The sequence below is a fragment of the Skermanella sp. genome (assembly GCF_059503625.1).
Window position 1 is genome coordinate 14,949 of record NZ_JCACHA010000061.1, and the last position, 21,454, is coordinate 36,402.

Below are 21,454 nucleotides of genomic sequence, written 5' to 3' on the forward strand. Positions count from 1 at the left end.
GCGGCTACTCGGCAGCTTCCAAGACTGGCATCTCAGCCGGCTGAAGAGCCTCGCGGAGAGTGGCCTCTAAAAGACGGGTGCGCGCGGCCGTAGCTGCAGTCAGGCTGGCCTCCAGCGTATCACAGAGGGCCATTAATTCGTCAACCTTGCTGACAAGGCGATGCTGTTCGGTAATAGGTGGCACATAGATCTCCGCTGCCTCAACTTGCTTCGAAGAAATATGCGGCACGCCGTTGCTACGGCCGGGATCAACTTGCGCGTTGAAATGAGGGGATCTCAACCACAAAAAAACGTAATCAGCCTCAATCTCCGGAGAAAGCACAAATCGGCCTACTCGTTGCAGGAGAAGAGCAGGAAGATCTACATCTCGAACCCGAGCGACCTTAGTTCCGGAAGCAATGAAAGGACGATCAAGCGAGAGCACTACGTCGCCCTCATGGAGCCTAAACCGCTCGAACTCCAAAGCCCGCTCGTCTGGAAGGCGGACTTCCTCAGCCCAATCTAAGACGCCGTGTCCGACATTGGCATTACGGAGTAAGCGGGCCCCTGTTTCAGCGAACCACTCACTCTTGAACGCATAACCATTCTGAAGTGACGCCACCTCACGGAGCTTCTTTGGAAGCTCCCACCATACACCAGTTGCCGAAAGCCTCCCACGGACGGCGAGGTCCAATACAGTCTGGCGGAGTTGCTTAATCTGGTCAGGGCGCCTGGTGAGGGCGGGCAAGGCATCGAGGGCGAAGCGGGCGTCGGACGGGAAGGTCTCCGGATTAGGGATGTTAAGGCGGGCGAGGCTCGCCGTCGTCAGCCGGTCGCGTGTTGCCTCTCGTGCCGTCCGTGCTGCCTCCAGCTCGTCGCACAGCGCCATCAACTCAGCCACTTTGGCGACGATGCGGTGCTGCTCGGCAAGCGGCGGGATCGGTAGGGCGACAGTCTGAAGGTCACCAAGGTTTAGCTTATTGGTATGTGTTCCACCGCCGATTTTGATTCGGTCGAACTCTGCCTCGACTAGGGGAGAGTTGAGTAGGCAGCGGAAGAACTCAGGTGCAATGTTTGCGTGGCTGAACCTGATCAAGCCGACGCTGACGAACAAGCTGAACTCTTGATCGGTGTCGACGAGGACAGCACGGCCAAGCGTTCCAATGCGACCGATGAGCACGTCGCCTCGCCGAGGATCGCACCGCTGATACAATCTGCGGTGCTCCTCCTCCGTGATGAACCGCGTATTGGACAGCTCCAGCTTTCCACCACTAAAGTCTTTGACTGATACAAACGGAATACCTGAAGCGACGTAGACGGGAGTCTGATGAGTGCCGTCTGTGATTTTCAGTGCAACTTCGCCTAGGGTCGAGACGGCCCATCCAGGCGGGAGAACAAACTCGAAATCATCCCTGCACGGGCGGCCTTCGGGGCGTCTACCACGGGCTGACTTGCCCGCACTGCGCGCCTTCTCCGTCCGAATCCGCTTCAACAACTCGGATGCCGGCTCGTCTCTTGAATCCTGCAGCACCAGCTTTCCCCGCATAGCAAGGTCGAGCACGAAACGCCGCAGTCGCACTATGACATCCGGCGCTTCCGCGATCCGCTCGTAGTAGGCCAGGAGGATGTCAGCGTTCATCGAGCCAACGCCTCCTCTAGGATCGTCTTTAGTTGGTCGCGCAGCCGCACCGTCTCGGCCTCCGCGGCCTGCAGATCGGCTAACAGCGTCTCCGGATCGCCGTGGTCCTCATCGGTGGCGTGCGGGTTCTTGATGTCGAGGTTCCAGCCACGCTCCTTCACCTCCTCGACGGTGATCTTCCAAGCCCGCTCGTTCTCCTGCCGCCCCTCACGCTTCGGTCCACCCCACCAAGTGATACAGTCCTGCAGGTGCTCCAGCCGGATGGGTTTGGTCATAGAGTAGGCCTTCTGTCCCTCCGGCACTCGGTGCTCCCAAAACCAGGTCTCCTTTGTCGGCGAGCCCTTTTCGAAAAAGAGCAGGTTCGTGCCAATCGAGGCGTAGGGTCGAAAGACGCTGTTGGGCAGGCGCACGATGGTGTGCAGGTTGCAATCCTCCATCAGGTGCTCCTTCAACCGGGTCTTCACCCCTTCGCCAAAGAGTGTCCCGTCCGGTAACACCACTGCGGCGCGTCCACCGGACTTCAGCAAGCGGATGATAAGGGCTAGGAAGAGATCCGCTGTTTCCCGCGTCCTGAAATGAGGCGGGAAGTTGCTCTCGATCCCGTCCTCTTCCCGACCGCCGAAGGGCGGGTTCGTCAGGACGATGTCCACCCGCTCAGCCTGGGTCCAGCCGATGTAGGGGCGAGCGAGGGTATTGTCGTGACGTACGAAGCCTGGGTCTTCCACGCCGTGAAGAAGCATGTTCGTCACACAAAGCATGTGAGGCAGCTGCTTTTTCTCGACGGCTTGGAGAGCAGCTTGCATCTTCCGCTCGTCCTCCGGCTTCTTCACGTAGCGGTCGCGCATGTGCCGAATAGAGCAGGTCAGGAAGCCGCCGGTGCCGCAGGCTGGGTCGAACAGTGTTTGCCCAGGCCTCGGGTCGAGGCGGTCCACCATGAAGGCGGTAACGGCACGCGGGGTGTAGTACTCGCCGGCGTTGCCCGCGCTCTGCAGATCGTTCAGGATCTGCTCGTAGATCTCGCCGAAATGCTGCCGCTCCGCCAGGTCGTTGAAGTCGACCCCACTGATCTTGTTGACCACCTGCCGCATCAGCTGGCCGGATTTCATGTAGTTGTAGGCATCCTCGAAGACACCCCGCACCACCCGGCGCCGGTCACCCGGCTGACCGGTGACAGGCAGGTTCTTCAAGGCAGGGAACAGCTCGCTGTTGACGAAAGTCAGCAGAGCATCGCCGGTGATGCCCTCAGGGTCCGCTGCCCAGCTACGCCATTGGAAGTGCTCTGGGATCGGTGAGCGATAGCTGGAGTTCATCATCTCCAGCTCCTGGTCCTGGTCGTCGATGATCTTGAGGAAGAACATCCAGCAAAGCTGCGAGATGCGCTGCGCATCACCATCCACACCGCTGTCCTGGCGCATGATGTCCTGGATGGATTTGACCGTGTTCCTGACTGACATGGACTAGGCGACTTCCTCGTAAAGGGCGGTTTGAATCTGGGTCACGGCGCGCTCGAAGTCGGCGCGAGTGCCGAAATGCCGGACAAGCTGGACGGCCGTGCCCATCCGGTCGAAGGGGGCGATCTGAAGGACACGAGGATCGCCCAAGTCCAAGACCCCCTCATCGCTGTACTTGGCCAGTAGCGCCTCCAGGACGGCACGGGCTTGGGGGCCATACTTGGTGAAAACATCCCGCTTGCGGACGCTCGCAGCCCGCTCTCGCCGGGTAAGGGGAGGCTGGTCGAAGGCGACATGGCAGATGAGGTCGAAGGGGTCGAGATCCTTGCCAACCTCATCCGCAATCGGGCCAAGCGGGAGGCCTTCCGATTCCAACTCTTCGAGGACGGCTTGCTTTCGCGCCTCACCCTTCCAGCGCCTGAGGAAAGCGTCGAGGCTAGCGAAGCGCTTGCGGAGCGCCTTCTTGGTGAAGTCCCGCAAGCTCTCGGTGACGAGCTTGCCGTCCTCGTCAAGGTACTCAATACGCTCGGCGATAATGGTCGCACCGACGCCGTCCACGTAGACCTTCTGGCGTTTCGTGCCGCCAACCGGAATGGAGATGTCCGGCGGATCGCCGTCCACGACCGTCTCGTCCTCGCCTGGCTCGGTAGGCAGATCCCGGCCTTCTTCATCGGTGGGCAGAGCGTCATCCGGCGGGGTGATCGGATCATTCTCGCCTGGCTCATAAATCTGGACGGGCTCACCGTCGAACTCGGGGTCGGCGAAGTGGTTCGTCGCGCCGCGGAAGTCCATGAGAGTGAAGTAGAATTTCCGGGTATCCTCGTGAACGCGGGTGCCGCGGCCGACGATCTGCTTGAACTCGGTCATCGAGCCCACCGATCGATCGAGCACGATCAGGCGGCAAGTCTGAGCGTCCACCCCGGTCGAGAGGAGCCGCGAGGTGGTAACAATAACAGGGTAGCGGGACTCGGGGTCGATGAAGTTGCCGAGTTGTCCTTGCCCCTCATTGTCGCTGCCGGTGATGCGCATGATGTAGCGCGAGTTTCCGTCGTACAGATCTTTGTTCTCGTTGACGAGCGCTTGGCGCATCCGGGCCGCATGCTCCTCGTCCACGCAGAAGACGATGGATTTTTGGAAGCGGTCACTGCTTTCCCGGAGGAAGTCGGAAAGCTTCTTTGCAACCAGCTTCGTTCGGTCGTCGATGACGAGCGTGCGGTCGAAGTCTTTAGTATTGTAAATGCGGTCCTCAACCTCGTTGCCTTCACGGTCGAGCATGCCCTTGGCCGGGCGGTAGCCCTGCACGTCGCGATCGATGTGGACCTTGATCACCTTGTAGGGTGCGAGGAAGCCGTCTCGGATGCCTTGCTTGAGGGAGTAGGAGAAGACCGGTTCCCTGAAGTAGTCGATGTTCGAGACGTACTTCGTTTCCTTCGGCGTGGCAGTGAGGCCGATTTGTGTGGCGCCTGAGAAGTGCTCGAGGATCTCCCGCCAGGCGGAGTCTGCAGCGGCGCTGCCACGATGGCACTCATCAATGATGATCAGGTCGAAGAACCCGGGTGAAAATTCACGGAACAGCTTCTGACGCTCATCGGGTCCTGTGATGGCCTGGTAGAGCCCGAGGTAGATTTCGTAGGAGGTGTCGATCCGACGCTTGCGGTCGATCGTGGTCACGAGCTCAACCGTGGAGCCGTCATCTCGCTCGATGGTCTTAGCATCGGTGCTCAGCTTTGCCATGGCGGGACCGAATGGCCGGAAGTCGTTGACCATGGTCTGGTCCACGAGAACGTTCCGATCGGCAAGGAACAAGATCCGCTTCTTGATACCTGCCTTCCATAGGCGCCAGATGATTTGGAAGGCGGTGTAGGTCTTGCCGGTACCGGTCGCCATGACGAGAAGGACGCGGTCCTGCCCTTTGGCGATTGCCTCGACCGCGGCGTTGACCGCGTTGACCTGGTAGTAGCGAGGCGCCTTACCGCTGCCGTCCTCGAAGTAGTCCTGTAGGACAACCCGCTCGGCCTCAGGGGTTAGCCCCTTCCATGCTGCGTAGCGCTGCCAAAGCTTGTCGGGTGAGGGAAAGCCGTCGAGACCGAGGGTTTGCTCCTTGACTGCGGCGGTGCCGGTGCGGTCGTGGAACACGAAGCCGTCGCCGTTGGACGAGAAGACAAACGGAATGCCGAGGGTCTCCGCGTAGTCGAGGCCCTGCTGCATCCCGTCCCCGACATAGTGGTTGTTGTCCTTCGCCTCGATGAGGGCGATCGGCAGGTTGGGCTTGTAGTAGAGGACGTAGTCGGCGCGCTTGGCCTTGCCGCGGGTGACGAGCTTGCCCCGGACGATGATACGTCCTTTGGTGAAGCTCACTTCTTCGCGGATCTGCTGCAGCTCATCCCAGCCGGCCCCTTTGAGAGCTGGAGTGATGAACTTCGAGCAGATGTCCCGCTCAGTGAGGCTCTTTTTGTCCATGGGGTATGCTTCTTCTCCGGCCTTTACCCGCTCGCTCAGTCGCTACTGACCTTCATCCGCACTGAGTTGCTCGAGCGCGTTGGACAGACCCAGGACTTGGGCCGGGAGGCCATGGCTCTGTACCTTGGCGCGGAGGCGCTCGTCGGCCGTCACGAAGCTGCGCTTCATCGACTGTGCGAGCGATAGGTACATGCAGTCATAAGCCGGGTGATCCAGAGCTGTGGCGATCGCTGTCGCAGGTCCAAGCATCTGCCGCATCGGTACCAGGTCCACGTCGGCACGCTCCAGCAGGCGAGCCGCGAGCAGGGCTTCGGCTTCGCCTAACTCTCCACGACGGACCTTCTTCCAAAGAATGTTCGCACATTCCGCCACCAGGAGGTCAGGTGCCGAGAGGCGGAAGCGCCGCAGGGCTAGCGCCTCAGCCGTACCTGGTTCCTCGACCACCCACTTGATCGCCACGCTCGCGTCGATGACGAGCGCTCTCACCGCTCGTCACGTCCCTCGCGCTGTAGGACCTCGGCCGGCGTGTGCTGGCGGTCGGCTGTCAGGTGGCGCAGCTCCGCTGCGAGGCGCTCAAAGTCGGTGTTTGCCTCGCTCTCGAGGGCCTGACGCAGGATGTCGCGGACCTCGGCCTCGGCGGACTGCCCATGCCGGGCAGCTCGGCGCTTCAGCCGGGCAATCAACTCATCATCGACATTGCGTACGCTCAGGTTGCCAGGCATCGGTACTCGCCTCGTGTGCTAGCAATGCTAGCAGTTCCCTTGCCGCCGGCAAGTAGCTCGTTAAACGCCGGAAAATGCCGCTCTCAGGCGGATCCCAGCTGGCTAGACAGCAAATTCACCGGTTTTCACGGGGGCCGGTATGAGCTGCGAGGGAGCGTGTCTGAGTTATAGGGATAGGGTGCTCGGACAGTCAGTCTTCCGCGCGTAGGCCCCAAGCGTCGTAGCGTAGCCGCCGCCCACCAACGTCAAGCAGGACGTGGGTGGCGTCGCGGTGCAGCAAGCTTGCTCTCGCTGGTAAACTGCCAACGCCGCGAAGGAGCCAAGCTGGTATGTCCAGGGTCGAAACCGTGTGCCCGTAGGCGGTGACGAAATCCGCTTCGACGGTCAGGCGCTGGCCGCCTAGGCGGGTCATTACAGAGTCCTCGTCGAGGATCGGGCCACGATCGCGGTCATCGAAGGGGCGCGCCCAATCCGACAGGACTGCGCCGGCGCGGCGGGAAGACCTTGCCCCGTCTGCGGAGACGTTACGCCAGAGCGCCACCCAAGCAGGGCCTAGGCGAGCCGCCAGCGCAGCAAGCTCCTCAGGGTGAGTGCCACGCTCGACGAGCTCGCGGTTCTGGTTAGGGATGTCGAGCGTGCGGTCCAGGACAAGCTCGAGCGCTGCCGCGACCGCGGGGAGGTTCTGGTAGACATGAGCGAAGCCGAAGCCCGGCCCACCTCGGGCCCGCATCCCGTTTTTGTCCTGGATGATGAAGCGGCCCATGTCGCCCGGATCGAGGACAGCACAGGTTGGCTTGGCATAGCCCTCCGGTCGGGACCAATCCGCGCGGCGGTGCAGTCGGCCGAGGCGCTGAAGCAGCACATCTATCGGGCAAGGATCAGTGATTAAGAAATCCGCATCGATGTCCAGGGACTGCTCCGCGGTCTGGGTGGCGACAACGACCATGCCGTGCTGGGGCCGCTGCAGCTCAGCCCGGGCGGGCAGGGCTCGCTCCAGCTCGCCGTCGAGCAGCACGCGGTCTGCAGCGACGAAGCGTCCATGGTGGACGGCGTCCCTCTCGAGGCCGTTCGGCCCCGTAACTCGCCAGAGGGGCAGGCCTGCGCGCCGCAACGCGGCCGCCGTCGCCAAGGCGTCGGCTACCGTCGCTCTGATAACAAGCACCCTGGCGCCAGCATCCGTCGCGCGGCGGACCTCTTTAACCAGAGAGGCTGGTTCAAGCCGCACGAGGCGCACACCGCGCCTGCGCTCGGCAGAGACCTTGATTGGAACAGGCTGGGCGCGGTCCTTAGCCGCCCCATCGTGCGATGCAGTCAGAGCGGGATAGGGATCCAGCCGCGCCGCCTCGAGCGGACGGGGACGGCTGCCCGGCCCTCCAAAGAGCTGTGCCTTTGCTGCCTCGCCGAGGGTCGCCGACAACAGCAGGGCATACCCGCCGAGATCCAGCTGCCGTCGGACTAGGGCGGCCAAAATCCGGTTCATATACGGGTCGAAGGCGTGCGCCTCATCGATGACCAGGAGCGAACGGCTGAGCGCCGCGGCACGCAGATGCGCGTCACGTGCCCGCATAGCTGACAGGAGCGCCTGGTCGACTGTGCCGACCGCCACGCCGGCCGCTGCCATCATGCGCGTCTGCGAGATGGCCCATGTTGATGGCCCGTCCGGGTCGTCCGGGGCCTCGGACGGGCGAGCCGTCACACCGAGCCCAGACACGGCCCGTGCCACCCCGGCGAGGCTGGGGTGCAACCGCCGAAGGGCGATCTCCACGCGCGCCGCCAGGGCCGTCGCCGAGCCGCGTGTCGGTGCACAGAAGAAGAGGCCATCGACCAGCCCTGCCGAAGCAAGGATGGCGAACCAGAGAAGCGCGGCCTCAGTTTTGCCTGCGCCCGTCTGATCCTCAACAAGCGCAAGTCGGCTGTCGAGGGCAAGCCCGGTGACGGCCTCCTGCGCGGCCCGCGGCGCTCTACCGTCTAGGATGGCCTCCGCGATCTGCCGGAACTCCGCCCCGGCACCGACGGGGCGCCACCAGCCAAGGCGCCCAAAGTGGTTTGCCGCGAAATCACGTGAGGCGGCGAAGCGCATATCTGGGTCTGGTGCGCCGTCGAGCGGGAAGAGGGCGGCGTCGGAGGCAGTCTTATCAGCCAGCATCAGTAGGCCCGCGAACAGATGCCAGAAAGCCGGGCGATCCCGCCGGGGCAGCGGCGCCCCCGGCTCCCAAGCGATAGGATGGCGCCGGCGCAGTGACGCTACCAAGGCAGCGATTTCTTCCTGTGCAGGCGGGCCACCGTCCGTTGCTGGGCGCGGGACAGAGATCGAGAACTCCGGGGCGAGGCCACCGTCCCGTACAATGACGTTGAGATCGTCGGCGCGCAGGCCACCATGGTGTGCGAACACGGCGCGGAGTGCGGTTACCGCCGACCGGAGGTCGCCGAGCCAGTCGAGGACCTCCCTAAAGCCGAGCGTGTCGAGTGCAAGACGAGCCTCGCGGGTCGGACCGAGATCCGAATCGAGGCGGTCAAGATGCGCAACCAGATCCATGGCAGGAGAGATGTGGTCCCGCGGCATGCGGGAGATTCCGTATGGGCGTCCCTGAAACCCAGGCAGTGCCTTCAGGACGTCGTGCAACGAGCCGAGAACCAAGAGGCGATCGAGATCGCGGCGCTCCAGCGGGCGCCCGGCCGCGAGCTCGAGGCGGCGCAGTATCACCGGGGGCTGGCCTCCACTCCCAGGTCCCTCAATCAGCGTTGCCAGACATGCCCCCACATCCGCGGCATGCGCGGCGTAAGATAGCCAGCCCTCGCGCCGCGGAACTCCGCTCTGGGGATTCCAGAGCTTCGCCCATGGCTCGCCCATCGCAGGGATTTCTAGATCAGCGGTCACAGGTGATCCGCTTTTGTTCACAGACACGTGTTGCGATTCCAATTGGATGCTGGGCTGAATCGCGGGAAGGTTTGCGCTCTCATCGTCTCTCAGCAAATCACAATCAGAATGTATAAAACACCCATATTCCGTGTGCTACTGACCGCCGAAGACAGACGGCGCGCAGCGACGCGGCTAACTCTCCCCGAGATGCTCGGGGCCGCACAGCGTGGCATCCTTGTCTCGCTCCAGGGTCTCGCGGCGCATCAGCAGGCGCGGGTCACAACTGAGCTCGCTGTCATGCTGCACCTCGCACGGCGATATGGGGACCCGGCTTGCAGGAAGGGCGACCCGTCCGCCATCGCCGAGGCATTCTCTCCGGTCGCCGACAGCCTACGGCTGGAGGCTCCACTCAACGAACCGGCGTTCTGCCAACCGCCGCTCATCGTCGGAGATGGGCTCAGCGGGATGCGTCTTTTGTCGCCGCTCTCGGTCGATAACCTCTTCCCCGGCGTTCAGCACGAGCTCAAAGGGCGAGGGGAGGGCGAGACGGCGACTGGAGAGCAGGCGGTCTACGCCATGCTCTCCGGATTGCAGCGAGCCTATGTGAAGGACAACCGCTCGGGCGTCCTACACGGGCAAGCGGTCGTCCTACCCGTTTTCCGCTCCGGAGCCATTGGCGAGGAGATCCGCGCCCTGGCTGACGCGCTCGACACGGCCTTGGAGGATGCTGAGGCGGGCGGGGACGCCTTTCTTGAGGGGTGGGCTGAGGACGCGGACATTGCCGCGCATTTCGCGGCTTGGCGGTCCCCGTGGGATGAGAAGGCGACGGCGCCCGCACTGCGTCGCCAGGATCTGGCGTGGCCGTTCCTCGATATTGGGCGCCCGGTTCGCCTCATCCAATCGGGCGAGGGCTACTCCTTTCTCTCCGTCACAACGAAAGCGGACCGGGTACACGCTGATGCCGGTGAGATGCCAGGCCTGCCCTGGCTGCCCACTAAGGGTGAAGACTGGCTGCCGAACAGACTCTATACCAGGAGCTCACGGCTCCGCTTTACCATTGGCGCGGTGCTTGGGTTAAATGACGACGACCTGGTCTTGCATGCGGCGCCGTTGACGCGGCGGATCCCGGAGGGCGCGGTGGCGCTCCGGATCATGGCAACCTCGGTCGAGACGGGGAAGACTACCGGTCTATTGGACGAAATCGTCCCGCTCGCGGCGCGTGACCGCGATGTGCTCAACTCCTTGCCACATTCGGACCGTTCGCTTGCGGAGACGGCGGCGGACGCGCTCGCCCTCGCGGCGGAGGTGGAGAAATCTGCTCTGCGCCCAGCGATCATCCGCATGCACCTTTCCTCCAGCGAGTCCCGGTTCCCGAAGCGCAAGGGCGCGGAGGCGATCTACGCCCGTGCCGATCGCGCCGTGGAGGCCATGCGGCAGTGGCTCGCCGCCGAGTTGCCAAGTGCGGTGCTGGTGGGTGTCACGGCGCGGCGGGACGCGGTCCGCTGGGGTGTTGAAGATCTGCCCGGCGCCGCGGCGCCCGCTTTCGCCACGGTCGAGGACGCCGCACGGCGCGCCTTCCAGGATGCACAGACGGAGTTGCTGCGCTCGCGCCCGGGGGCAGGTGTCGTCGCGGCCAATGCGCGTCGAGTTTTCGAGCTCGGCATGCGTACAGCGCTCCAGCTCGACCCAGAAGAAGCCAGGAGGACGCAGCAGATGGCCCCGCCAGAGAAGGCCCGCGAGATTATGCAGCTCGTCGGCAGGTTAGCCGGTGCTATGTCGCCGCCGGAGCTGCCGAAGGTGCTGCGGAGCGCGTCCCCGAGTGCACCACCGATGGCTTATTGGGGCTTGATTGCCTCGCTGCCGAGAGAATTCACGGACGATGGGGAGCTCGAGCGCGCGTTATGGGTGCTTATCAAAGGTATGGCGCTCGTGCCGCACCCGAAGCGCCAAGAGACTGAACTCGACACGGTCGCTCAAAAGAATGCGTCCTTCGGCCGAGCTATGGCCGCCGTCCGGTTTCACGAGAGCCGTGTCGAGCGGATCTGCCAAGCGTCTGGTGCCGCTGTAGCGCCGCTGATTGAGGAGGCGATCCGCACCATTGCCTCCTCGGGCCAGCGCGAGATGGACTGGAGGCAGCCCGCCATCCTGATGGTAGCCGCGGTGAAGGCTCGATTCGGCGACCCCGCCTGGGTCGAGGTACTCGCCTGGGCACGCCGCGTGACCGCGCTCGACTTCGTCCGCGAGCGAGCTGCCGAGGCTGCACGCCGCGCCGCCTGATTTTCTGCCGAGACTGATCGCGTGTTGCACATCACGCGGCGAACCGCACGCTTTACATCTTGAGAGAGGAGGCATCCTTGCCGCTTGACGCTGCCCCGCCAGCCACAGTCAGCACCTCCAGGATCCTGCGAGCCTTTCCTCAGCAAGCCTTCCTTCAAGTGCATGTTCTGTACCCGATCACCGGCCTGCCGAACCGCGACCTGGTCGGTCTCGCCAAGCGGCTGCCCTACGGCGACGCCGAGCGCCAGCGCATCTCCTCGCAGTGCGCCAAGGCCGCCTGGGTAGACGGTCAGTACTATATTCGTACAGGGGAGGATGGGAAGGAGGTCGACGATAGCCTGTTGGCACTCGCCGATGAACTCGGGGTCGGCATTTCGCTGCGCTCGCGCCTGATCCTGCCGAAGCGGCTGCTCCCGAGGCTCGAGACATTGCTCCATGACGGATTGGGAGAGAACGCGGCGGTCAATCCGAAGGAGGAGGCGCAGCTACTCACCGCGGCTGCACTCAATCTCTTCGTCAAGCCGAAGGAAGAGGACGAAAAGGGCAAGGAGAAGACGGATCAGCTCGAGGAGGCAGATGCTTCCCAAATTGGCGTCACGTCCCAGCCGGTTGTCCTGGGTGAGCAGGAGGTCGAGGCCATTGCCGTTGGGCTTGCCGGGCTCTGGCTCGAGGCGTGGAAGGCGGGTGGTGGCCTCCCTCCTAATCCGCAAGCCCTTGTCGCGCTCGCCAGGGGCGAGAAGCAGAAAACCAAGAAGGCAGACAAGGCGCAGGACAAGAGCAACAAGGGCAAGCCCGGCCGCCGGGGCAAGGGCAAAGAGGAGATACCCGACCTGCTGACAGGGGCCGCGCTGCCGGAGGCCGTTGTGGCCAGCGAGGCGGCCTCCGCCCCGGTGCGCTATGTCCCAGATTCAGTCAAGGCTCTCGGCGAGAAGGCGGCGCAGATCGTGCAGAACTTCGCCGCACTCCGCAGCCATTGCGGAATTGACGGCGCGCTGTTCGGCCGTTTCGCAACCTCGCCTATTCTCGAGACGGTGACGGGATGCGTCCAGGTCGCCCACTTGCTGACCGTGCACCCTATCGCCTCGGTCGCGGACTACTTCTCCGTTCAGGATAAGCTGCAGGACAGGTCGGCTGGCGAAACCGGGGCGTCGCATACGAACACCGCCGAGCTTGCCAGTGGCCTGTTCTACGCGCATGTCGTAGTCAACCTCGCGCAAGTAGCACAGAACTTCGCTCTTGCTACATCTGAGCAGCGCGCGAGAATTGTCGGATGGCTGGTGCGGACGCTGTACCAGTTGCAGCCAGCCGCGAAGGTTGGATCCACCGCGCCCTACGGCGCCCCCGCCGAGATGCTCGTCGAGATGGGCGCCCGTCGCCCGCGTACTCTCATGCTCGCCTTCGAGGCCGCAATGGACCCTGCGTCCGGGTATGGCGTGCCGCTCAGTAAGCGTGCCACCGACCGCATGATGGAGTACCGCGCCGAGGTCGACCGCCGGCATGGTGCGCCACGCTGGAGCGAGCGCCTGAGCAAGATGGTAGCGGAAGAGGGCGATGAGCGCCCACTCTTTGAAGTGCTGGCGAGCCGAGCTGAGCAGCAGGCGCTCGACTTTTTCAAGCGACTCGACGGGAAAGCGGAAGCCGACAACCCGACCGAGGGGGCCTCGGTTCAGGCCCCAGTTCCGACCGAAGCGAAAAAAGCTGGTCCAGCGAAGCGGAGACGTACGTGACAGCGTTCCTTCCGCTCCACTTCGCGGCACCGATGATGTCCTTCGGTGCCGCGCGACTAGACCGTTTTCCGAGCCAGTATGAGGTGCCTCCGCCGTCACTTCTGGCAGGTATGCTTGGCGCTGCGTTGGGCGTGGAAAGGCGTCAGGTCGAAGTTCTGCAGGCGCTGCAGGATGGGCTGGGCTGGGCTGCTGCAGTGATCAACCCGGGACGCACAATCCACGATTTCCAGACGGCAGACCTGGCGAAGCCGCGCATGACCGGGCCAATGTGGACCACGAGTGGCATTCCCCGCCAGCGTGAAGGCAGCGGCATCGCCGAGAAGCGCATTGTGGAGCGCCCCTACCTTGCGGGGGCGCACATAGAAGTCGTGCTTTGGGACCTTGGCTTGCCCGCGAGTCTGATCGAGATTCGCGAGGCGCTAGGCTCGCCGGCGTGGCCCGTCTATCTCGGCCGCTCGAACTGCCCAGCACCGCCGGATTTCGAGGGCGAGATATTTGAGGCGGACGGCCCCGTCGCAGCGCTGGGCGAGCGCCTCCACTTCGCGCGAGTCGCACCGTCGGCGACGGTGACGTTGCACCTGCCCATTGAGTATACCTCACGCCTTTCCGATGGCGCTCGTGCAATTCCCTACGCCATGTACGGCCGCCGTGACTGGGCAGCCGGAGCGCATGCCGGCTCTGATGTTGTGGTGCGTGCGGAGGTCTCGGCAGCGCTGCTGCTTCCCTCTACGGGCATCGGTGAGCCGAATGGCGCCATGCCGGAGTGTGCCTAAGATGAGCCAGGAACTGTATCTCATCCGGATGGCGGTGAACCTCCGAGCAGCCATCGAAGAAGCGCGTGTCGCCTTTGGGGGGCGCCCGGCAGCGATCGCCGACGAGGGACTTGTTGTGAAGACGGCGTTGAGCACCGTCTTCGGTGCCGAAGCCCCCAAGCCCTGGACTATCGTCGAGCGACCGCAAGTGGGACAGGGAAGGGATTCTTTTGTCCTATCGGCCTACTCTGCGCTCGCGCCCGATGCGCTCCGTTTCCATGCCTTCCAGCGCCGGGTTGAGGGGCAATCCATTGTCGATCCAGAGAGCATCAGCGGCATCCCCGTCCCGATCTTCGACGCAGGAAGATGGCTTGATGCGTGGGTCACGTACTGCCCAACAGCACGCGTTCGCTCGGACGATCCGCGCTTGGCGACGCGTAGCGCCGAACGGAGGTCTCGCAACACGCATGAGCGGGACGTATTCCTGCTCGCGCTCGGGGAGCGGCTGCCGCCCGGCACACCCCTGCCGCCCAGAGAGGAGGCAGTGGAACGCGAGGAGGTCTACCTTGATTTCCTGGAGCGTCGTCTCGGAGATGCGGCCTCCGTGGTTAGGGATGGACCGCGCCGCGTAGCGTCTATTCGTGGCCTACGGCGTCGTCTTATGGTTCGCCCCTGTGAGCCAGGTTATGGACGACAGAGTCAACTTTTTGACGGCCCAGCGCGTGGACGCCCTCGGCAGATTCAATCCTTCGAACTGCCCGAGGCCACAGCCCAGGCGGTCATCGAGGTTAAGGACGCGGATGCCTTCCGCTCGCTGCTAGGATCAGGCGTCGGTCGTCACAACCGTTATGGTTTTGGTATGCTCGCGCTGCGGCCCTCTAGTGGCGGTGCGCTGGGCTCCTTCCGGGGTGTCGTCGCTCCGGTCTAAGCCGCTGCGCCAGCGTTGCTCGGCTGCCGGAACATCGGTGCGGCCAAGGCTCTTTGAAAACAACATATGAATCAATGGCTTCTCAGAAGAGGCTTCCCCGCGCGAGCGGGGATTAACCGGCGATGGCCTGGGAGACGCTAACGTCCAAGGGGGCTTCCCCGCGCGAGCGGGGATTAACCGATCAACGGCGCCACCCTCCGCAACTCCGCCGCGGCTTCCCCGCGCGAGCGGGAATTAACCGGATCTGGTCGCAGATCCGGCCTTCAACGCCACGGCTTCCCCGCGCGAGCGGGGATTAACCGCCGTATGCGAGGCCCGTGGTGTCCTGCGGATCGGCTTCCCCGCGCGAGCGGGGATTAACCGGCGGCGACGTAGCTCTGCGCCAGCGAAAAGCTGGCTTCCCCGCGCGAGCGGGGATTAACCGTAGCGGGCGACCGTCTCGGGCCACGTCTCACGGGCTTCCCCGCGCGAGCGGGGATTAACTGCACTGGCTGCAGGTCTGGCAGCTCCGCCCCCTGGCTTCCCCGCGCGAGCGGGGATTAACCGGGCACCTCGTAAATTTTGAGCGACCAGCCATCGGCTTTCCCGCGTGATCGGGATTAACTGAACAACAAGGGCACCGAAGACAACCGCGTCCGGGCTCCCCCGCACGAGCGAGGATTAACCGCCGAACGCCGACCAATACAACGACGAAAAACTGGCGTCCCCGCGCGAGCGCGGATGAACCGCGCATGGCTTCGTCGCGGTTGGGCGTGGTGACGGCTTCCCCGCACGAGCGGGGATGGACCGATTGACCCGCTCGTGGCGTTGTTCTGCGCGGTGGCTCCCCCGCGTGAGTGGGGATGAACCGCGGCGGACCGTGTCCTGAAATTCCTCCAGGTCGGCTTCCCTGCGCGAGCGGGGATGAACCGATGTTCGGCGCCATCCCTGACCTCTGGCTTCCGTCTTCCTCGTGCGAGCGGGGATGAACCGTCGGTTGCTACCTCGCGGCTCATGTAGGCGGCGTCTTTCCTATGCAACCGAGGATGAACCGAACAACGTCATCATCAAGAAGAGCTTCGGTAAGGCTTCTCCGTGCTAGCGGGGATCGTCCCTCACAGTCAGATTGAGCTGTGCTTGAGAAAACTTCTCCCTGCGGCTTCGGCGGGAACTGATTACGCGTTGACCCAGGCTCCCCCTCCTGTGCGGGGATGAACCCTACACTCGGAAGATGCAGGAAATCGCTCCGCAGGCTCCCCCGCCTGCTGCGGGGATAAACTCATATCGTCCAGGAGGAGGATATGCGCACCACGTGCTCCCTTGCCTATGCGAGGATGGATCTTACGGCACGATCATCTTCGGCCAAATGTCCGCGACTCTCCCGCTTGCGCTGGGATAAACCTTTCGCCGAAGAGTTCTTCAAACCGCTGTATCTGACTCCCCCGCTTGCCCGGGGATGAACCTGCTACCGGCAAGGCGGATTTTGAAGGCTACTAGGCTCCCTCCTTTATGCGGGGATGGACCCTTCAACCGTGTGGAAATTTCGTGTGGTGCCGCACCTCTCCCGCTTGTGCCGGGATGGAACCATTTTTTTTGAACCAGTTGACGCCCACGTGGCCGGCTCCCCTGCCTGTGCAGGGATAAACCCGCCTCGACCTGCCGGATGGTCAGTCCGTTGTCGGCTTCCCCGCTTGCACGGGGATGAACCTTACAAAACGGGTATCGTCGTCGCTGATCTTGGAACTTCCCCGCTTGCGCGGGATGAACCCGGCGGCAACGCTCAAAGTAAGGACAAGGTTGAGGCTTCCCCGCCTGCGCGGGGATTTACCCGACGACCCCAACACGCGTTGGACCGGCTACCAGGCTCCCTTGCCTAAGCGGGGATGGGCCCTACGGCGCTCAAGTTGCGCTGCAATGCCTTAAGACTCCCCCGCCTGCGTGGGGATGAATCCGACGAGACGGCTGTCACCGTTTGGTATGTCTAGGCTCCCCCGACTACGCAAGAGTGAACCCAACCGGCATATTTAGCTGGGTGACCGCACCAAGGCTCCTCTGCCCACGCGGGGATGAACCTCAGGCATAACCGAAGGCGCCACGCACCGGAGCGACTCCCCTGCCTATGCGAGGATAAACCGTGGGGAACGGTGAGTATCGAGCTCTACTGCCCGGCTTCCCTACTAACGCGGTGATGGACCTTTCAAGCGCGTAGAGATCAGCTGCGGCGTCGCGGCTCCCTGCCTGAGTTGGAGATGAGTTCAGATGACTCATCGCTGAGCGCAGGACGGCGATGGCTTCCCCTGCTACGGGGATAAACCTGATGCAGAACAGCGGGTCTGGCATTTCTTCACAGCTCCCCTGCCTATGCGGGGATGAACCCTGATCACCGTACAGTAGGAGGTCGCGGACATCAGCTCCCCCGCCTCTGCAGGGATGAACTTTTGCCCAGCTCCGCCACGCCAACCGCTGTGTTGACTCCCCCGCTGCACGGGGATCGATCGGTAATGGCAAGCATGGCGCGGTTCGACCGATAGTCCTCTCCTCACAAATGTGGATCGATCGATTGGCGACGCCGAGACCAAGATGCTGGTCGTGGCTCCCCCGCTAGAGCGGGGATGAACCCTTCGGCAATTTTACAGATGCTTTCTGGAATCTGGCTCCCTGCCTTATGAGGATACACCCACTAACGCTATGGAGTGCGGGATTGGCAACTTGGCTCCCCCGCTTGCGCGGGGATGAACCCCCGAACCGCAACGCGGCCAATCCGTTCTATGCGGCTCCCCCGCCTTCACGGGATAGACCGTACGAGTACGGCGTCTACACTGATCGGGTGCTGCCTTCCCCGCCTGCGTGGGGATAGCCTGGAATGGCTGCGGCCTTCGCCCTCAATACCAAAGCTCCTCCTTTCACTGGGGATGGACCCTGCGCAAGCATGTGGTTGAACACCACATAGATGGCTCCCCCTCCTATGCGGGGATGAACCCGTCCCTGAAGACGAACTGCACTACCTCTGCATGGCTCCCTCACTCGCGCAGGGATGGACCCAACCTCTACATGCAGTTTGCCTTCGACTACGCGTCTTCCCTGCCTATGCGGGGATGATCCCAACGCTATGAAAGTCTTCGTTGATCAGTATGCAGCTCCCCCGCCTACGCGGGGATGAACCGTTCGACATGGTAACCGAGAGCATCGTCCAGGAAGCTTCCCCGCCTAAATAGGGATGTACCTTTGAACATCGGCAGGAATTGCCGCCAAGCGATGTTTCCCCTGCTCGCGCGGAGATGGATTGTACGACAAGACCATCAAGGTCCATGAGTACATGGCTCCACTGCCTTCGTGGGGATGAACCCGACATCACCGACCTCAAAGTGGACATCACTATGGTTTCCCCGCCCGCGCAGGGATGAGTCCCAGTTTGCGCCCTACATATGGACGAGCATGGCGGCTCCCCCGCCTTATGCAGAGATGGACCCTCAACTCCGGCGCTTGAGGGCGCGTGCCGGATGGCTTCCCCACCTGCATGGGGATGGACCTAGACCAATGGGTTACCGAAGCCATTCGCTTACAGCTCCCCCGCCTGTGTGGGGATGAACCGTAGCCGCCGCGGTAGTCGATCGCCGCGACGCCGGCTACCTTGCTACGCGGGGATGAACCAGTGATGTAAGCCGTGGCGCCGACCGCTCACTTGGCTCCCCGCCTGCACGGGGATAAACCCTGATCCCCGTAGGGCAACAGGTCTCGTACATCGGCTCTCCCGCTTGGGCGGGAATGAACCTCACGCCGAGGACAGGCGCACGTTGCAATCACGGGCTCCCTGCTTGTGCTTGATGAGCGGAAGCATTTGCCGCCAGGCGATAACTTCTTCGTCGACGCAGAGATGGGCCAAAGGTGTTTGTGCAGCCGAGGAGGCAGATCATGGCTTCCCCACTTGCGCGGGAATAGACCCAACACAGCGTTGGATTGCTGCCCGGTGAACTTGGCTTCCCCTTCTACACGGGGATGAACTCGGCGGCAGGTCAAGCGGCCCATCATTCCAGATGGCTCCCTCGGTTGCACGAGGATGAACCGCGCAAGCAGCATGTGATGATCCGAAACATCATTGCTCCCCCGTCTGTGCGGGGATGGACCCCCTTAAATGGCGTTCGACCCGATCCCGGCGAAGATTCCCCCGCTTATGCGGGGATAGCTCCAACCGCTACCTCTCAAGCGACACCTTCCGCTGGGCTCCCTCGCCTGTACGGGGATGGACTAGTTGTTAGAAGACTGTGCCAGCCGAAGCACTGATCCCTCCAGCGCACCGGCCTCTGATGCCTTTCAGTTCGCCTCCGAGCTCGCTGGGTTTCGGCAAACCGGAATTCGACGCTGCCTCAGCTTCGACGTTTGCCGGACTGCTGAAGGGTTTAGCTCAGCTAAAGCGCCACCCTCTTCCAAGAAGAGCTGCTTTCCGTACTCTACTCCCAAACTTTGCGCCTACTGAACCAGGGCGGACCGGAACCCTGAAGCGCTTCCGTGGGTTTACCCGCGCCTCAAGGAATGGATGTCCGGTGTTCGTCGCGCCGTTGGGAGATTGAGATCCATCGGAATGCCGGCTTCTTCCGCTAAGGCGTGCTTCTGGTCCAGCTGTCCGCGCTTGAGAGGTCACAGAGGTCAACTCTTCCTATGCAGAACCAAGGACAACCTAAACTCGGCGCGGCTTTCCCGGACCTCTCCACGGTTCGAGGCGAAGACTTCCGATGTTCACTGCGTTTGTGAAGGAGATCGAGGAGCGGCAAGCTCACAGTTCGGAAGTTGTCGAGCAGACTGGACAGACTGCGCCGAAGGAGCGGACCCAAGCGCAGTGGTAGTCCCTCGATGCTGCGGGTCGTAAGTCGTGCTGGCCTATACGCGCGTTAGCGTGCCCTGCTGGGCGATCCTAGCTTCGTCCACCAGATCTCGAGCAGCTTGCTGCGTGCTGATAGCATGAGCAGTCACGAGGGCATTAAGGTTCGCCTGAAGCCATCCTTGTTCCGCAGCGGCATAGTCCGGATGGCATGGTTGCATGATGCCCCTCATCACCATGACCGCCGAGCCGTGGAAGCTCCTGCTGGCCCACAACGACCTTGGGGCGGTACATGTGAGCATCGATCTCCTCAAGTACCTAAGCGGCTGCTGGAACCAAGGAAGGCTGCCCATCATGCGGGGCGTGAGGGGCCATAGAAGCTTATTGCTCGAGCCGCTTGGTCACCCTGGATGAGCTGCTTTAAGCGGTGGGCGACGACATCGGGGTGACTGCCGAGATCGACACCTTCCTCCTCCATCGCGGTTCGGCCGGCCCTGCACGGTCTTCTGCCACTAGAGCAGGAAGCTCCTTGGGCTTCCTGTGAACGAGCGGGCCAATATGCTGCGAGACATGGCGCAAATCCGCCGGCAGAGATCAGCCAAGTTGCAAGACCTGTTCATCGGCCCGGTTGCCGTGCTCTGGGGCGATCCGGATTTCTGCTCGCCCTCTAATCCGATGGTGCCCGTGCGAGGCTAATGATACGATACAGCATCTAATTATCGGATCGCATCATGCCCCGCCTCGGACAGCTCTCTCTTCTCCTTATGCTCGCCGGCTGTGCTGGGCCGGGCCCTTCGGCCTCGCAGCCAGATCCGGCCGACCGCTTCATCCTGGCCTGCATGGACGGCAACGCCGACGCCTGCCGGTCGGTGACCGTGCTCGCCCGCCAGTACCGGGTGCGGCATGAGGTCCAGGCTCAGCAGCAGCAGCTCGAGCTCCAGGCCCTGACCCAGTCCCTCTACCAGTTCGGGGCTTCGGTGAATCCGTACCCCGGCTATGCCGCCCCCAGCTACGTCGCCCCCCAGGTCACGCCCCTCATCCAGCCTGGCTCGCAGCAGGTCCGCTGCATCACCGCCGGCATCTATACCAACTGCCGGTACTGAAGAATGCGAAGGATGCCCCTTGTGGTTGAGCCAAGGGAGGGATATATCCCCTCCCGCCAGCACCCCCATCAGCAGCTCACTACGAGCCCCCTTCGGAGCTTCCCCTCTTAATTTTCTAGGAGGAGTGAGACTGGAGGAGGCTGTCCGATGGATGGGGTAAACCCCACCATGCGGACCAGTGGGATTGGGGAATAATCTAACAAGATCAAGCATTTGAGCCCCAATGGAGCCAGGGGAAAGGACAGGATCCTTCCTCCAACACAGGCGCTTATAGAGGCGCTCCTGCTGGTATTTTTGGGGAAGCCATTAGGCGTGTGTCTCATCTAGGTCTGAGGGCTGTTTACACCCCTTTACACTCCACACGGAGACTACCCCCCCCCGTGTCGAACTCTACACACCATGAGGGTGCCCACCTCGATTGAGTGTCAGGCGACAGGGTAAAGCCATCCGGAGGCGACACCAGGAACCCAGCCACCCTGCGTAGCAGGGAGAAGCGGAATGATGGATCGATTGGGCATGTTTCCACCCGGCAGGGACGGGCGGAGGCAAGTGATGAGGACGCCGGACGAGGTGGCGGCGATGCAGCGGCTGCACGGTCTGGGCTGGGGTACGCGGCGGATCGCGGCCGAGGTTGGGTGTAACCGGGAGACGGTGCAGCGGTACCTGGCGGCGGGCAGTTGGACGCCGTGCCGGGTTCCGACCCGGCCTAGCCTGCTGGCGGGACAGGCGGGCTGGCTGAGCGAGCGGCTGCGGTGTCACCG

Annotated in this window: 11 protein-coding genes, 1 pseudogene and 1 CRISPR repeat array; of the genes and pseudogenes, 6 read left to right on the forward strand and 6 right to left on the reverse strand. The window is 62.9% G+C overall.

Features of this window, described 5'->3' with window-relative positions; all coding sequences use genetic code 11:
- Positions 1-4: 4 nt before the first annotated feature.
- The 6 genes from AC5JJ6_RS01680 to cas3 all read right to left on the reverse strand — a co-directional run bounded on the left by AC5JJ6_RS01680 (position 5) and on the right by cas3 (position 9,225).
- Entirely contained in the window at positions 5-1,618 is a 1,614-nt protein-coding gene (locus AC5JJ6_RS01680; RefSeq protein ID WP_496040378.1) for a restriction endonuclease subunit S, read from the reverse strand.
- Positions 1,615-3,072 carry a type I restriction-modification system subunit M gene (locus AC5JJ6_RS01685; RefSeq protein WP_496040379.1) on the reverse strand — a complete coding sequence of 486 codons (1,458 nt, stop codon included), beginning with the start codon at positions 3,070-3,072 and terminating at the stop codon, positions 1,615-1,617. The genes AC5JJ6_RS01680 and AC5JJ6_RS01685 overlap by 4 nt, the downstream gene beginning before the upstream one ends.
- Before the next feature lie 3 nt (positions 3,073-3,075).
- Entirely contained in the window at positions 3,076-5,529 is a 2,454-nt protein-coding gene (hsdR, locus tag AC5JJ6_RS01690; protein ID WP_496040380.1) for an EcoAI/FtnUII family type I restriction enzme subunit R, read from the reverse strand.
- Between the two features lie 42 nt (positions 5,530-5,571).
- Positions 5,572-6,015 carry a type II toxin-antitoxin system VapC family toxin gene (locus AC5JJ6_RS01695; RefSeq protein WP_496040381.1) on the reverse strand — a complete coding sequence of 148 codons (444 nt, stop codon included), beginning with the start codon at positions 6,013-6,015 and terminating at the stop codon, positions 5,572-5,574.
- Positions 6,012-6,251 (reverse strand): FitA-like ribbon-helix-helix domain-containing protein, encoded by a 240-nt coding sequence (locus AC5JJ6_RS01700; protein ID WP_496040382.1) that lies wholly within the window; start codon positions 6,249-6,251, stop codon positions 6,012-6,014. The genes AC5JJ6_RS01695 and AC5JJ6_RS01700 overlap by 4 nt, the downstream gene beginning before the upstream one ends.
- A gap of 190 nt (positions 6,252-6,441) precedes the next feature.
- Complete coding sequence (gene cas3 / locus AC5JJ6_RS01705) at positions 6,442-9,225, reverse strand: CRISPR-associated helicase Cas3' (RefSeq protein ID WP_496040383.1); 2,784 nt, start codon at positions 9,223-9,225, stop codon at positions 6,442-6,444.
- Between the two features lie 183 nt (positions 9,226-9,408).
- Here cas3 and AC5JJ6_RS01710 point away from each other — a divergent pair, with 183 nt between their 5' ends.
- The 6 genes and pseudogenes from AC5JJ6_RS01710 to AC5JJ6_RS01735 all read left to right on the forward strand — a co-directional run.
- Positions 9,409-11,388, forward strand: coding sequence for a hypothetical protein (locus tag AC5JJ6_RS01710; RefSeq protein ID WP_496040384.1), 1,980 nt, complete (start codon positions 9,409-9,411; stop codon positions 11,386-11,388).
- Positions 11,389-11,465: 77 nt separating this feature from the next.
- Entirely contained in the window at positions 11,466-13,115 is a 1,650-nt protein-coding gene (locus AC5JJ6_RS01715) for a type I-E CRISPR-associated protein Cas7/Cse4/CasC (protein WP_496040385.1), read from the forward strand.
- The gene (gene cas5e / locus AC5JJ6_RS01720) at positions 13,112-13,888 is read left to right on the forward strand and encodes a type I-E CRISPR-associated protein Cas5/CasD (protein ID WP_496040386.1); all 777 of its coding nucleotides are present in this window, start codon (positions 13,112-13,114) and stop codon (positions 13,886-13,888) included. Before AC5JJ6_RS01715 ends, cas5e begins: the two co-directional genes overlap by 4 nt.
- A 1-nt stretch (position 13,889) precedes the next feature.
- The gene (locus AC5JJ6_RS01725; protein ID WP_496040387.1) at positions 13,890-14,795 is read left to right on the forward strand and encodes a type I-E CRISPR-associated protein Cas6/Cse3/CasE; all 906 of its coding nucleotides are present in this window, start codon (positions 13,890-13,892) and stop codon (positions 14,793-14,795) included.
- Positions 14,796-14,885: 90 nt separating this feature from the next.
- Positions 14,886-15,340: direct repeats of the CRISPR family, unit length 27 nt; unit sequence GGCTTCCCCGCGCGAGCGGGGATTAAC.
- 4,981 nt (positions 15,341-20,321) lie between these two features.
- A complete protein-coding gene (locus tag AC5JJ6_RS01730; protein ID WP_496040388.1) occupies positions 20,322-20,693 on the forward strand; it encodes a hypothetical protein in 372 nt (123 codons plus the stop codon).
- 552 nt (positions 20,694-21,245) lie between these two features.
- Positions 21,246-21,454: pseudogene (locus AC5JJ6_RS01735) on the forward strand (IS21 family transposase); the annotation flags it as partial.

Coding starts and splice junctions, on each gene's coding strand:
- AC5JJ6_RS01680 (WP_496040378.1), bottom strand. CDS start 1,618: ATGAACGCTGACATCCTCCTGGCCTACTACGAGCGGATCGCGGAAGCG.
- AC5JJ6_RS01685 (WP_496040379.1), bottom strand. CDS start 3,072: ATGTCAGTCAGGAACACGGTCAAATCCATCCAGGACATCATGCGCCAG.
- hsdR (WP_496040380.1), bottom strand. CDS start 5,529: ATGGACAAAAAGAGCCTCACTGAGCGGGACATCTGCTCGAAGTTCATC.
- AC5JJ6_RS01700 (WP_496040382.1), bottom strand. CDS start 6,251: ATGCCTGGCAACCTGAGCGTACGCAATGTCGATGATGAGTTGATTGCC.
- AC5JJ6_RS01710 (WP_496040384.1), top strand. CDS start 9,409: ATGCTGCACCTCGCACGGCGATATGGGGACCCGGCTTGCAGGAAGGGC.
- AC5JJ6_RS01725 (WP_496040387.1), top strand. CDS start 13,890: ATGAGCCAGGAACTGTATCTCATCCGGATGGCGGTGAACCTCCGAGCA.
- AC5JJ6_RS01730 (WP_496040388.1), top strand. CDS start 20,322: ATGCCCCGCCTCGGACAGCTCTCTCTTCTCCTTATGCTCGCCGGCTGT.